The organism is Nocardia colli, from assembly GCF_008704205.1.
Lineage (GTDB): Bacteria > Actinomycetota > Actinomycetes > Mycobacteriales > Mycobacteriaceae > Nocardia > Nocardia colli.
This window is the reverse complement of sequence record NZ_VXLC01000004.1, coordinates 773,947-786,511: the sequence shown is the minus strand read 5'-3', so window position 1 is coordinate 786,511 and position 12,565 is coordinate 773,947. Positions and strand designations below refer to the sequence as shown.

Annotated in this window: 13 protein-coding genes; 7 read left to right on the top strand and 6 right to left on the bottom strand. The window is 67.7% G+C overall.

Translation table 11 applies throughout. The features are described 5' to 3' along the window. Positions 1-60: 60 nt before the first annotated feature. The 4 genes from F3087_RS15650 to recQ all read right to left on the bottom strand — a co-directional run bounded on the left by F3087_RS15650 (position 61) and on the right by recQ (position 5,141). Positions 61-294, bottom strand: a complete 234-nt coding sequence (locus F3087_RS15650) for a hypothetical protein (RefSeq protein WP_150402612.1) — start codon at positions 292-294, stop codon at positions 61-63. A 68-nt stretch (positions 295-362) separates the two neighbouring features. Then, positions 363-1,430: a metallophosphoesterase gene (locus F3087_RS15645; protein WP_150402611.1), complete on the bottom strand. Its 1,068-nt coding sequence runs from the start codon at positions 1,428-1,430 to the stop codon at positions 363-365. A 98-nt stretch (positions 1,431-1,528) separates the two neighbouring features. Continuing rightward, entirely contained in the window at positions 1,529-3,019 is a 1,491-nt protein-coding gene (gene phoA / locus F3087_RS15640; RefSeq protein ID WP_396897554.1) for an alkaline phosphatase, read from the bottom strand. Between the two features lie 232 nt (positions 3,020-3,251). Next, a complete protein-coding gene (gene recQ, locus F3087_RS15635; RefSeq protein WP_223885087.1) occupies positions 3,252-5,141 on the bottom strand; it encodes a DNA helicase RecQ in 1,890 nt (629 codons plus the stop codon). 212 nt (positions 5,142-5,353) lie between these two features. Between recQ and F3087_RS15630 the strand changes: the two genes are divergently transcribed. Genes F3087_RS15630 through F3087_RS15620 form a run of 3 tightly spaced genes read left to right on the top strand, consistent with a single transcriptional unit; the run spans position 5,354 to position 7,504 of the window. After that, complete coding sequence (locus F3087_RS15630) at positions 5,354-6,331, top strand: SMP-30/gluconolactonase/LRE family protein (protein ID WP_150402610.1); 978 nt, start codon at positions 5,354-5,356, stop codon at positions 6,329-6,331. A 31-nt stretch (positions 6,332-6,362) separates the two neighbouring features. Next, positions 6,363-6,881 carry a GNAT family N-acetyltransferase gene (locus F3087_RS15625; protein ID WP_223885086.1) on the top strand — a complete coding sequence of 173 codons (519 nt, stop codon included), beginning with the start codon at positions 6,363-6,365 and terminating at the stop codon, positions 6,879-6,881. Continuing rightward, the gene (locus F3087_RS15620) at positions 6,881-7,504 is read left to right on the top strand and encodes a histidine phosphatase family protein (RefSeq protein ID WP_150402609.1); all 624 of its coding nucleotides are present in this window, start codon (positions 6,881-6,883) and stop codon (positions 7,502-7,504) included. The genes F3087_RS15625 and F3087_RS15620 overlap by 1 nt, the downstream gene beginning before the upstream one ends. A gap of 9 nt (positions 7,505-7,513) precedes the next feature. On the opposite strand, the gene hisN is transcribed toward F3087_RS15620, so the two are convergent. After that, complete coding sequence (hisN, locus tag F3087_RS15615; protein ID WP_150402608.1) at positions 7,514-8,299, bottom strand: histidinol-phosphatase; 786 nt, start codon at positions 8,297-8,299, stop codon at positions 7,514-7,516. Positions 8,300-8,416: 117 nt separating this feature from the next. After that, entirely contained in the window at positions 8,417-9,007 is a 591-nt protein-coding gene (locus F3087_RS15610) for an NADPH-dependent FMN reductase (protein WP_150402607.1), read from the bottom strand. A gap of 140 nt (positions 9,008-9,147) precedes the next feature. On the opposite strand from F3087_RS15610, the gene F3087_RS15605 reads away from it, so the two are divergent. The 4 genes from F3087_RS15605 (at position 9,148) to F3087_RS15590 (ending at position 12,497) form a co-directional block, all read left to right on the top strand. Then, positions 9,148-9,996 (top strand): helix-turn-helix transcriptional regulator, encoded by an 849-nt coding sequence (locus F3087_RS15605; RefSeq protein ID WP_150402606.1) that lies wholly within the window; start codon positions 9,148-9,150, stop codon positions 9,994-9,996. A 228-nt stretch (positions 9,997-10,224) separates the two neighbouring features. Beyond that, positions 10,225-11,340 (top strand): peptide chain release factor 2, encoded by a 1,116-nt coding sequence (prfB, locus tag F3087_RS15600; protein WP_150402605.1) that lies wholly within the window; start codon positions 10,225-10,227, stop codon positions 11,338-11,340. Between the two features lie 100 nt (positions 11,341-11,440). Next, positions 11,441-12,286, top strand: a complete 846-nt coding sequence (locus F3087_RS15595; protein ID WP_150402604.1) for a mechanosensitive ion channel family protein — start codon at positions 11,441-11,443, stop codon at positions 12,284-12,286. Next, positions 12,273-12,497 carry a hypothetical protein gene (locus F3087_RS15590; protein WP_150402603.1) on the top strand — a complete coding sequence of 75 codons (225 nt, stop codon included), beginning with the start codon at positions 12,273-12,275 and terminating at the stop codon, positions 12,495-12,497. Before F3087_RS15595 ends, F3087_RS15590 begins: the two co-directional genes overlap by 14 nt. Positions 12,498-12,565: the final 68 nt, after the last annotated feature.

The following is a 12,565-nucleotide window of genomic DNA, read 5'->3' as shown; positions in this document are numbered from 1 at the left end:
TCAACCTTAAGTGACGCGGCAACCGGATTATTCCCAGGTCGAGGCGCGGCACCGGCCGAACTAGCCGCCGGGGTGCAGAACAACCCACAGGGTGAGCAGCGCGATGAAGGCGAGCACGAGCAGTACCGTGGAAAAACGCGGTCTGCCCGGCCGCGGGGGCGGGCGATGCCGCAACCACACACTCTCTACGGTCGGGTCGATCCCCCGGCGGGTGTTCGGCGGCGCGTCCGGCACCTCGGAGCTGGGGGAACTGCCCGACGAGTCCCCATCGTCCGGGCCATCACCGGTAGCCATAGCCAGCACGGTAGCCCGCACCGCCCGCGACACGCCGCAATTCCCGCGCGCCGCAACAGAGTTGGTACTCAGGCGAGACGTCGGGCGAAGGCCTGGGTGGCGGCGGAGGTCGCCACGTCGACGGTGAACACGCGCAGATCGACGGTGGCCGGGGTGAGATCCAACACCATGAAACCGAGCTCGTGGTAGTTCTCGAACAGCGCGGGGTGCCCGGCGCGCGGCGTGACCGCGGGCTCGGCGCCCACTGTCTTGGCGGCGGCACCGGAGATGATCTGGCGGGTGCCCTTGGATTCGACGGTCGGTTCCAGCACCTGGAGCGAATGGTCGTGCCCGGAGAACAGGAACTGGCAGGCGCCGGCGACGTGCTGCTCGATGAACCGCTTGACGTGGATGCCGTTGATCGGCTCGATGGGCAGGCCCTCGTAGTGTCCGGCGTCGCCGTGCGGGCCGTTGTTGAGGTACGGGTGGTGCGTGCAGGCGATCTTCCAGGTGGCGCTGGATCCGGCGATGGCCTGGTCGAGCCAGGCGCGCTGCTCGTTCATGAACTGACCGTCGACCGCCCAGTACGGGGACAGGATCGGCGGGATGTAAGCCGCGAGCGGGTTGAGATCGAGGACGAAAAACTCGATGACGGGGTTCTGCTCGGGCACCCGCACCGAGTAGTAGCGGCTCGGCATCCACCAGCGCGGTGAGTTCGCGTGGTATTCGACCTCGTGATTGCCGCGCGCCAGCCAGCCGCCGTCGCCGGGCAGCACGGAACTCGTGTCGTGGTTGCCGAGCACCATCAACCACGGGAAATCCAGTCCGGCGTTGGGGTTTTCGAACTTGTCCGCGAACTGGGGATCGGTGCCGCTGTTCGGGCCGGATTCGTAGATGTTGTCGCCGAGGCCGACGGCGAGCGAAACCGGTTCGCGGCGGTGGAATTCGCGCATGGCGTTGGCGACGGCCCACTGCGTGCGGGTCCCGGTGCCGGCGTCGCCGGTCATCAGTACCCGCACATTACGTCCGGTCGGGAAGCCGAACTTGGTGACACCGGGTGCGATCGGCACCGCCTGCGCGGGCGAGAGCCCGACCAGCGACGCGACGCCCGCCGCGCCGGCCAGGAAGCCCCGGCGACCAAAGCTGTTGTCAGGCATGCGATGTCCTCTGCAGTCCGGTGTCCCACCCGGCGACCATCTTCACCCATCGGGGGCGCGATGGCGATGCCGGGTGGGACCGGATCGACTGGGGAGACCTACTTCGCCGCGGCGACCGGCTTCTTGCTCCGGTCCAGGCCGAGCGCGTCGGACATGGTGAAGAACAGGTCGGTCTGGTCGGTGAGGCCGACCACGTTGGCCGCGCGCGGGCCGTAGGCGGCGACGCGCAGTTGCGTGCCGGTGTGCTCCTGCGAACCGCCGGCCTCGGCGTTGCCGTAGGAGACACCCATCTCGGCGCCGTCCTTGGTGACGACCTTGCTGGTCAGCGACTGCGACTTGGTCTCCAGCGGGACGATCTGGCTGCTGTGCGCGTGGTCGGCAGTGACGATCACCAGGGTGTTGCCGTCGTTCTTGGCGAATTCGAGCGCGGCCTGCACGGCCTCGTCCAGGTCGACGGTCTCACCGACCTGGCCACACGGGTTGGCGTTGTGGTCCTGCTTGTCGATCGAGGCGCCCTCGACCTGCAGGAAGAAGCCATCCTTGCGCGGCTTGAGCAGGTCGATCGCCTTGCGGGTCATGGTCGCCAGGTCGGGCTGGGTGGCGGCCCGCTCGGGGTTGGGCTTGCAGGTCTGCGCAGGCAGGTTCAGGCCGTTCTGCACGGCGAGGTCGCCGGTCCAGCGGACCGGCATGTTGCCGGGGCTGAACAGGCCGAGCACCGGCGCGTCCTGGTCGGCCTTGGTGACGGCGTCCAGGCCGGCCTTGTCCGCGACGATGTTGTAGCCGCGCGCCTTGGCCTGGTCACGCAGGGCCTGGCCCTGCCACTGACCGCCGGCCGCCTTCTGCTCGAAGCTCTTGGAACCGCCGCCGAGGGTGACGTCGGCACGGGTGTTGAGCAGCTGCTCGCTGATCGAGCCGAGGCCGCCCTTCTCCAGCGCGTTGGTCGGGCACTTCGCCGCCGTCTCCTCCGGGCCGTAGCACTTGCGGTCGGTGACGTGCGCGCCGAGCACGGCCGGGGTGGCGTCCTGGATCTCGGCGGTGGTCACGTTGCCGGTGGCCTTGCCGTTCGCCTTGGCGATCTCCAGCAGGTTGGTCTGCGGGTCACCCTTGAGGTCGACGCCGATGGCGCCGTTGTAGGTCTTGGTGCCGGTGGACCACGCGCTGCCGCTGGCCGCGGAATCGGTGACGTAGTCCGGCTTTCCGGTCTTCTTGTCCAGCGAGTAGTGGGTGTAGGAGCCGGTGAGCGGCAGCGCGTCGATGCCCTTGAAGTAGCCGCCCGCACCCTCGGCGACGTTGCGCGCCACGGTGATCTCGGAATCGCCCATGCCGTCGCCGATCAGCAGGATGACGTTCTTGGCCTGGTTGCCGTTGAGCGAGGCGCGCAGCGCGTCGGTGCGGTCGCCGGTGGTGCGGCGGGCGCCACCGTTCTCGGTGACCGTGCCCTTGGCGTTGGGGGTGAGGAGATCGCCGTTGCCCTGCTTCGTGGAATCGGACGAACCGCAGGCGGCCAGGGCCCCGACGAGAACAGCGGCGCCCAGGATGGCGCCCGCGCGGAACCGGCGGGGCATGGAACGCGACGAGACAGGGGGCATGAGCGAAAACTCCATTGTTCGTAGATACGTCGGTTGGCTGGAGCCTTGCGAGGTCTTCTGAACAAAAAGGGCATAGTGGGCAACCGGGCGGTTACCGGACTATTTCTCATTCGCATGTTCGCATACGTCTACTTGCCGTGCGACAACCCAATAGCGATGCCGCACAGTGTCTTTCACCGAAAGCGAGGGACCGAATCCACTTTCCGGTCAGCCGGCCGAAAGGTGCAGAATCTCACTCCGCGGCCAGGACCTCCAGTACTCCTTCGCCGTATTTGGCCAGCTTGTTCTCGCCGACGCCGCCGACCTTGCCGAGCTCGGCAAGGCTGGTCGGCTTGCGCGCCACGATCTCGCGCAGGGTGGCGTCGTGGAAGACGACGTACGCGGGTACGCCCTGTTCCTTCGACGTCGCGGCCCGCCACTCGCGCAGCCGCTCGAACAACGGAACATCGGCGGGCGCCAGATCGGCGGCGGCCGCGGCCTTGCCCGACTTGGCGGTGCGCGCCGGCTTGGTCGGCCGTTCGCGTTCGCGGCGCAGCAGTACCTGACGTCCCTCGAAGAGCACCTCGTTGCTCGCCTCGGTGAGCGTGAGCACGCCGTAGTCGCCGTGCACCGCGAGCAGCCCGCCGGCCAGCAATTGCCGCACCACGCCGCGCCATTCGAGGTCGCGCAGGTCGGTGCCGATCCCGAACACCGTCAGCTCGTGATGATCGTGTTGCAGCACCTTGGGGTTCTTCTTGCCGAGCAGGATCTCGATGATGTGCCCCGCGCCGAAGCTCTGGCCGCGCTCGCGTTTGAGCCGCAGCACCGTGGACAGCAGCTTCTGCGCGGGCACGGTGCCGTCCCAGGATTCGGCCGGGGTGAGGCAGGTATCGCAGTTGCCGCACGGCTGCTGATCGTGCTGACCGAAGTAGTTGAGCAGCTGCACGCGCCGGCAGGACACCGTCTCGCACAGCCCGAGCATGGCGTCCAGGTGCAGTTGCAGCTGCCTGCGATGGGCGGCGTCACCCTCCGAGGAGTCGATCATCTTGCGTTGCTGCACAACGTCGTTGAGGCCGTACACCATCCACGCCGTGGACGGTTGTCCGTCGCGGCCCGCGCGGCCGGTCTCCTGGTAGTAGCCCTCCACCGACTTCGGCAGGTCGAGGTGCGCGACGAAACGCACGTCCGGCTTGTCGATGCCCATGCCGAAGGCGATGGTCGCGACCACCACCAGGCCGTCCTCGCGGAGGAACCTGGTCTGGTTCTCCGCGCGGGTGCGGTTGTCCAGCCCCGCGTGATACGGCACCGCGCTGACGCCGTTCTCGGTGAGGAACGCGGCCGTCTTCTCCACCGAGTTGCGCGACAGGCAGTAGACGATGCCCGCGTCCCCGGCGTGCTCGGTGCGGATGAATTCCAGCAGCTGCCGATCGGGTTTGTTCTTCGGCTCGATCCGGTACTGGATGTTCGGCCGGTCGAAGCTGGCGACGAAGCGCCGAGCCGAGCCGAGATCGAGGCGCTGCACGATCTCGTCGCTGGTCTTCGCGGTCGCGGTGGCGGTCAGCGCGATGCGCGGCACGTCGGGCCAGCGCTCGTGCAGCATGGACAGCGCGAGGTAGTCGGGCCGGAAATCGTGGCCCCACTGCGAAACACAGTGCGCCTCGTCGATGGCGAACAGTCCCACCTTGCCGCGATCGAACAGTTGCGCCGTCGACTCCAGCCGCAACCGCTCCGGCGCGAGATACAACAGGTCCAACTCCCCCGCGACGAACTGCGCTTCGACGGTGCGGCGCTCATCCGGGAATTGCGTCGAATTCAGGAAGCCCGCGCGCACGCCGAGCGCACTGAGCGCGTCCACCTGGTTTTGCATCAAGGCGATCAGCGGTGAGATCACCACGCCGACCCCGGGCCGGACCAGCGCGGGCACCTGGTAGCACAGCGACTTACCGCCGCCAGTAGGCATGAGCACGAGCGCGTCACCACCGGCGACCACGTGGTCCACGATCTCGCGCTGATCACCGCGGAAGCTGTCGTAACCGAAGACCCGGCGTAGAACCTCTTGCGCCGCACCGGATTCGGCGTCCACACCGGGATCGGTGTCGGTCGCAGCGGTCGCGAATGCATCGGTGGGAGTCACCCGGCCCATCCTACGAGCGCGCGCTCGCGGCGCTACCGGTACGTCGCCAGATTTCCCAGCTCGGGTCTCGAGTCATCCACATGTGGATAAACGGCTATCCGCCGAACGGGGCCGCATCCCTGACCTGCCACTCATCCGATCGGCCGGATTTCACCACCCGACCGGCGCCTGGAGCTGCTGTTAGATTGACGCGCATGACCAGCGGGATGGGGAGAAATCGAATGGCGCGCAGCGCAATCGGGTTGAGAAGCAATCGAGTTCGGGCGGCACTGCTCACCACGGCGGTCGCGGCGGGGATCCTCGCCGGGGCGCCCACGGCGACAGCGGACCCGGTGCCGGCCATGTGCGCGGACGGCTGGGAGGCGACCACGCTGGTCGAGGGGGTGGGCAATCTGGAGAACCTCGACTCCGACGGCAACGGCGGGTTCTATGTCACCGGAATCGTCGACGGTTTCCTTGCGCACGTTGACGGCGCGGGTCGATTCGAGAAGCTGCTGACCGGACTGGACCATCCGGCCGGTGTGCGGGTCGCGGGCCCATATATCTACTTCTTGACCGGCGACGGGATGACCGAGGCTCCCGGCACACTGCAACGGTACGAGAAGGCGACCGGCGTGGTGACGACCCTGCTCACCGGGCTGAACGGCCCCAACGGACTACTGCTCCTACCCGACGGTGATCTGCTGTTCACCACGATCGGCACCACCGGAACGCCGACCGGGATCGCCCGCTATCGGCCGTCCACCGGCGAATACACCCGCACGTGGGCGGATCTGCCGCTGTCCAACGGCATCGCGCTGGCCGCCGACGGAAAGTCCGTCTACGCCGACAACCTGACGATGCGGATCTTCCGTATCCCGCTGGATGCCCCGGATCGTCCGGTCGTCGTCACCGGAATCCCGAACCTGATCTCACTACCGGACGACATGGAAGCGACTCGCGCGAACACGCTGTACGTCGCCGACCACGCGTTCGGCTCGATCAACCAGGTGAACACCGAGTCCGGCGCGGCCTGCGCGATCATCACCGGCCTGATCAAACCGGGCCCGACGCGCATCCCGCCGGACGGGACCACCTCGGTCCGCATCGCCCGCGATGGTGACAGCTGGGCGTTGTACATCACCGCAATGGACGGAACCCTGCGCCGACTACGTCCGCCGGCGGGCATCGACCTCACTCCGGCCACGCCGGCGCGGTAGAAACGAAGAGTCTCGTGGAAAGGAACCAAGCATGCCGGAATCAGCTCCCATGATCGCGGCCACACTCGACGACGCCGAGGACATCGCGAAGCTGCGCGATCGGCTCGCGCAGTGGATGGTCGACCGCGGCATCGTGCAGTGGGTGCCCGGCGAGTACCCGGCCGCGGCGGTCGCCGAGGAAGTGGCGCGCGGCGAGTGGTTCGTCTGGCGCGACGAGAACGACACGCTGATCGCCGTGGTGCGACTGCTCTGGCGCGACCCGGAGTTCTGGGGAGCCGACGATGCCGAGGCGGGCTACATCCACGGGCTGATGGTCGCCCCCGAATGGCGCGGACACGGACTCGGTGACCGGATCATCCGGTTCTGTGCCGAACAGACCCTGGCCAACGGCATCACCCGGCAACGTCTCGACTTCGCCGCCAACAATGCGGTGCTCCGGAAGTACTACACCGCACAGGGTTTCATCGAGTTACGCGAGGCGCCGCTGCCACCCCGGTTCCATTCCCACGGCACGACGAACGTCGTACTGATGGAGAAGATGCTGGCCTGATGACCGCCATGGCCACCAGGTATCTCTATCTCGCCCGGCACGGCGAGGCGACATCGGACGAGAGCACGCTGAGCGAACGAGGTCGCAGCCAGGCCTGGCTGCTCGGCGAGCGGCTGCGGCACAGTCCGCTCACCCAGGTCCATCACGGTCCGCTGCCCAGGGTGGCGGAGACGGCGCAACTGATCGTGGAGCGCTTGGACGGCGTGCCTGTGCGCGCCGCGGAGTCCGCCGGCGACTACCTGCCCTACCTGCCCCGGAAGGACGAACTGCCCGCGGAATCCGCGGATGCCCTGCTGGGCTTCCTCGCGCAGTTCCCCGCCGAGCAGCGCGACCACGGACCGCGGCTGGCACAGGCGGCCGTCGAACAGTTCACCGGTCCGGTCGAGGGTGATCGCCCCAGGCACGAACTGGTCGTCACGCACGCCTTCCTCATCGGCTGGCTGGTACGGGCCGCGCTGGACGCACCGAAGTGGCGCTGGATGGGATTCAGTCCGGCCAACGCCGCGCTCACCGTGATTCGTTACGCGCCAGGCCGACCCGACTCGGTGCTGTTCTTCAACGACACCGGTCACCTACCACCGGATCTACGCTGGACCGGCTTCCCACCGGAACTCCACATCTGAGCAAGCTGCTCAGGACCGCAAACGACTCAGCGTCTCGTCGTGCAGCAGGCCGTTCGTCGCGACCGCGTCACCACCGTGCGGCCCCGGCTGCCCGGCCAGCGAGGTGAACCGCCCGCCCGCCTCACGCACCAGAATGTCGAGCGCGGCCAGGTCCCACAGGGACACTTCGGGTTCGGTGGCGATGTCGAGCGCACCCTCCGCGAGCAGGCAGTAGGTGAAGAAGTCGCCATACCCGCGCACCCGCCACACGTCGTCGGTCAGCGCGACGAATTTCTCCCGCAGGCCACGATCGCGCCACCCGGACAGACTGGAGAACCCCAGGCTCGCGGAACTGAGCTCACCGACCGCGGACACCGAAATCGGTTTCGGCGCTTCGGCATCGAAGCTCGTCCACGCACCCGACCCCGCCGACGCCCACCAGCGCCGGGACAGCGCGGGCGCGCTCACCACGCCGGCCACCGGCACGCCGTCTTCCAGCAGCGCGATCAACGTGGCCCAGATCGGCACGCCGCGGACGAAGTTCTTCGTCCCGTCGATCGGATCGATCACCCACTGCCGCCCGGTGAACTCGGCATCTCCGCCGAATTCCTCACCGAGCACCGAATCGTCCGGCCGCTGCTCGGCCAGCACCTGCCGGATCGCCTTCTCCACCGCGAGATCGGCATCCGAGACCGGCGTCAGGTCCGGCTTCGCATCCACGGTCAGATCGAGCGCCCCGAATCGGGCCCGGGTAATGCCGTCGGCCGCATCGGCCAATCGCAGCGCGAGTTCGAGGTCAGAAGAGTCCACAGCCACGCCCGCACCCTATCGGGTCACCCCGCCACCCGATCCGCGCGGCACGACTCCGCGCGACCCACCGCCCCTTTCGCCCGCGAGCCGTTGAGCAGGGCGGAAGGCCGTCGCGGAATCACCTCACGCCACAGCGGAAACCGTGCGTGCCGCGGCCAAAGCATCGGCCCACCATTGCAATTGATCGAGCATCGCCAGCGCCGCCGCGGCGGGCTCGTCCGGTTCCCGCAGCCGCCCTTCCGCGTCGAAGAGCAGGTAGTAGCGCGGAAACGAGACGTAGTTGCGCACCGTATGCGCATTCAGTTCGTTGAAGATCTGCCGCAGATGTTCGATGGCCAGCAGCCCACCGCTCGCGCCGCTGTAACCGACGAAACCGATCGCCTTGGCGTCCCACTGGGTGAAGTGCCAATCGATCGCGGCCTTCAACGCGGCCGGAATGCTGCGGTTGTAATCGGGCGTGACGATCACGAACGCGTCCGCCGCCGCGAGCCGCTCGGTGAGCTCGAGCATCCCGTCCGGCCGCTCCGGATTCGGCTCCAGCGCCGGTGAAACGGCGGGCAACGCCAGCGGCAGGTGCGCCTCCGCCAGATCGATGACGTCCACCTCGAACGCCCCGTGTCCCCTGGCGTGCTCGGTGAACCATTCGGCCACCACCGGTCCGAAGCGTCCCTCCCGGACGCTGCCGATGATCACCGCGAGTTTCAATGCCGACATCGAGTTCCTCCCACAGGTTTCGCGACCGGGCTCGGCCGCGGTTCCCAATCTGCTGGCCGGCGCGAAGACCAGGAAGACCGCCGTGAGAGTGGTAGTGGCAGGGACACCCTCCGGCCGCCGACTCTTGTTACGTTCGAAAGGTGAGCGACAACGAGCTGGGCCTATTCCTCCGCACCCGGCGCGAGGCGGTCAGTCCGGCCCAGGTCGGCCTGCCCACCGGCCCGCGCCGCCGCACCCCCGGCCTGCGCCGCTCGGAGCTGGCCACCTTGGCCGGGGTAAGCGTCGAGTACATAACCCGGCTCGAGCAAGGCCGTGATCGCCACCCTTCGCCACCGGTGCTGTCCGCGCTCGCCGACGCGTTGCGCCTCGCCGCGAGCGAACGAGTCCACCTGCACCGCCTGACGAAATCCGCCGACGCCGGCTTCAACTGCATGGGCGGCGCCCAGCCACCCCGCGACGTGCGCCCCGCGGTCCGCGCCATCCTCGACCGCCTCGAACCCGCGCCCGCGGTGGTGGTGAACCGGCTCACCGAGGTCCTCGCCCACACCGACGCGTACCACCACCTGATGGCGCCGTTCGGCCTGTTCGAGTCCACTCCCCCGAACCTGGCCCGCTTCGCCTTCACCGATCCGCGCGCCCGCGCCGCCTACCCGGACTGGGATCACCTCGCCGATCACACGGTCGCCACCCTCAAACACGGCCCGTCCCGCAAAGACCCGCACATCGCGATGCTCGCCGACGAACTCACCGTCACCGTCGGCCCGGAATTCACCGACCGCGTCGACACCGTGCCCAGTCTCCCCGCGGCCACCGGCATCACCCGCCTCACTCACCCCGACGCGGGCCCGTTGCGCCTGGCCTATGAGATCCTCGATCTCTCCGCCGACGACGACCAGCAACTGATCGTCCACCTCCCCGCCGACGATGCCACCGCAACCGCCCTGGACAAACTCGCCGGACTCCGTCCGGGTGCACTCCGCGCGGTCTAGGTTCGCGCGCCTACCTACTCGAGCCTGCCGCACCCGGAGGTCATCCCGCCGACCCGCCGCCTGCCCTTCGGACGGGGCGACACCCCAGCGGAAGTCGGCGCCGAGCTCCATGGCGCCGCCCGGCAACCGCGTCCGCGCGAACACCACCGATCGCCAAACGCCGAACGCGACCCGTTCGGGCCGCACTGCTGCGGCCCCACCTTCGCCATACCAGTAGGCTTGACCATCGTGCATCCTGACGTTTCCGCTGATCTCGCCGAACTCGACGCCACCCTCAAGACGGTCGAATCGGTCCTCGACATCGAGGAGCTGCGCCGACGCATCGACGAGCTCGAGCACCAAGCCGCAGATCCCGATCTGTGGAACGACCAGGACCACGCTCAGCAGGTGACCAGCGAGCTCTCGCACGCGCAGGGCGAACTGCGCCGCGTCGAGGAATTGCGGCAGCGCCTCGACGACCTGCCGGTGCTCTACGAGCTGGCCGAGGGCGAAGAGGGCGAATCACAGGAGGCCGCGCTGGCCGACGCCGACGCCGAACGTGCCGCATTGCACGGCGACGTGGAGGCGCTCGAGGTCCGCACCCTGCTGTCCGGCGAATACGACAAGCGCGACGCGCTGGTCAACATCCGCTCCGGCGCCGGTGGCGTGGACGCCGCCGACTGGGCCGAGATGCTGATGCGCATGTACATCCGCTGGGCCGACCGGCACAAGTACTCCGTCGAGGTCTACGACACGTCCTACGCCGAAGAGGCCGGCATCAAGAGCGCCACCTTCGCGGTGAAGTCGCCCTACGCCTACGGCACGCTGTCGGTGGAGATGGGCACGCACCGGCTGGTGCGGATCAGCCCGTTCGACAACCAGGGCCGCCGCCAGACCTCCTTCGCCGAGGTCGAGGTGCTGCCGGTGGTCGAGACCACCGACCACATCGAGATTCCCGAGGGCGACATCCGCGTCGACGTGTACCGCTCGTCCGGTCCCGGCGGCCAGAGCGTCAACACCACCGACTCGGCGGTGCGCCTGACCCACATCCCGACCGGCATCGTCGTCACCTGCCAGAACGAGAAATCGCAACTGCAGAACAAGATTTCGGCCATGCGCGTGCTGCAGGCCAAGCTGCTGGAACGCAAGCGGCAGGAGGAGCGCGCCGAGATGGACGCGCTCAAGACCAACGAGGGCGCGTCCTGGGGCAACCAGATGCGCTCCTATGTGCTGCACCCGTACCAGATGGTCAAGGACCTGCGGACGAACTACGAGGTGAACAACCCGTCGGCGGTGCTCGACGGCGATATCGACGGTTTCATCGAGTCCGGCATCCGCTGGCGCATGCGGGAGCAGCCGAACTAAACGTTGCGGTTAGCGCGGCCCGCTCGCGCGGAATGGTAGGACGTACGGCGGTAATCTGTCTGGCGTGCGTCCAGTTGGGAGTTCAGTCGAGGTGTTGACCATGTCACTCGCAACGACCACGGAAACCACGAACTGGCTACGTTCCAACGGGCTCGAGATCGTGTTGCTGATCCTCGGCGCGATGCTGTTCAGCCGGTTCGCCACGTTCCTCCGGGATCGGATCACCCGCAAGATCGACGCCGAATTCCGCGGCGGCGACGCGCTGGTGCGCACCGAGGCGGCCAAGCACCGGCACGCGCTGGCGCAGGTGGTCACCTGGGTGGTGCTGACCATCGTCTACGTGCTGATAGGCGTGGAGGTGCTGCGCCGCCTCGGCTTCGCGGTGACCGGCCTGGTCGCGCCGGCCGCGGTGCTCGGCGCCGCGCTCGGTTTCGGCGCGCAGCGCATCGTGCAGGACATTCTCGCCGGGTTCTTCCTCATCACCGAACGGCAGTACGGCTTCGGTGACGTAGTTCGCATCGCCGTGACTGGAGCCTCCGAGATGGCGGAGGGTACGGTCGAGGACGTCACGTTGCGGATCACCACACTGCGCAATTCCGACGGTGAAGTGATCACCGTGCCCAACGGCCAGATCGTGAAAGTGACGAATCTGTCGAAGGATTGGGCACGCGCGGCGATCGACGTTCCGGTGTCCGCCAGCGCGGACATCACCAGGGTCAACGAGATCCTGCACGAGGTCGGTACAAGGGCGTACGAAGATCCTCGACTCAAACCACTGCTACTCGACGAGCCCACCGTGATGGGCGTCGAGGATCTGACCGTTGACCAGATGAACATCCGGATGGTTGCCCGCACCTTGCCGGGCAAGCAATTCGAAGTCGGCCGTGAACTGCGGGTGCGAGTAGCCGCAGCGTTGCGCCGGGAGGGAATCAGTGAGACCACGTAGAACCATCTCGCTCCTGAAGGAATCGGTGCGACCCACCGCGCTCCTGAAGGAATCACGACCACGCCGATCCACCGCGATCCTGATGGCCACCTGGCTCGCGACGTTCGTGCTCTACCTGTTCGTCAAGCCGGATCAACCGTATGCGCCGGGCTCCGAGCCGAGCCTGAACACCGTTCCCGCAGCGGTGAATCCGGCAGTCGCGCCACGCTGAGCTCGGTGGACTCGCCGGGCGTCGATGATCGGCAACACGGCGGACACAGGGTTGCTGGTTACACTGGC

Excerpts from the sequence above, each read along its gene's own strand:
- F3087_RS15650 (WP_150402612.1), bottom strand. The coding sequence starts at position 294 with ATGGCTACCGGTGATGGCCCGGACGATGGGGACTCGTCGGGCAGTTCC.
- F3087_RS15645 (WP_150402611.1), bottom strand. The coding sequence starts at position 1,430 with ATGCCTGACAACAGCTTTGGTCGCCGGGGCTTCCTGGCCGGCGCGGCG.
- phoA (WP_396897554.1), bottom strand. The coding sequence starts at position 3,019 with ATGCCCCCTGTCTCGTCGCGTTCCATGCCCCGCCGGTTCCGCGCGGGC.
- recQ (WP_223885087.1), bottom strand. The coding sequence starts at position 5,141 with ATGGGCCGGGTGACTCCCACCGATGCATTCGCGACCGCTGCGACCGAC.
- F3087_RS15630 (WP_150402610.1), top strand. The coding sequence starts at position 5,354 with ATGGCGCGCAGCGCAATCGGGTTGAGAAGCAATCGAGTTCGGGCGGCA.
- F3087_RS15625 (WP_223885086.1), top strand. The coding sequence starts at position 6,363 with ATGCCGGAATCAGCTCCCATGATCGCGGCCACACTCGACGACGCCGAG.
- F3087_RS15620 (WP_150402609.1), top strand. The coding sequence starts at position 6,881 with ATGACCGCCATGGCCACCAGGTATCTCTATCTCGCCCGGCACGGCGAG.
- F3087_RS15610 (WP_150402607.1), bottom strand. The coding sequence starts at position 9,007 with ATGTCGGCATTGAAACTCGCGGTGATCATCGGCAGCGTCCGGGAGGGA.
- F3087_RS15595 (WP_150402604.1), top strand. The coding sequence starts at position 11,441 with ATGTCACTCGCAACGACCACGGAAACCACGAACTGGCTACGTTCCAAC.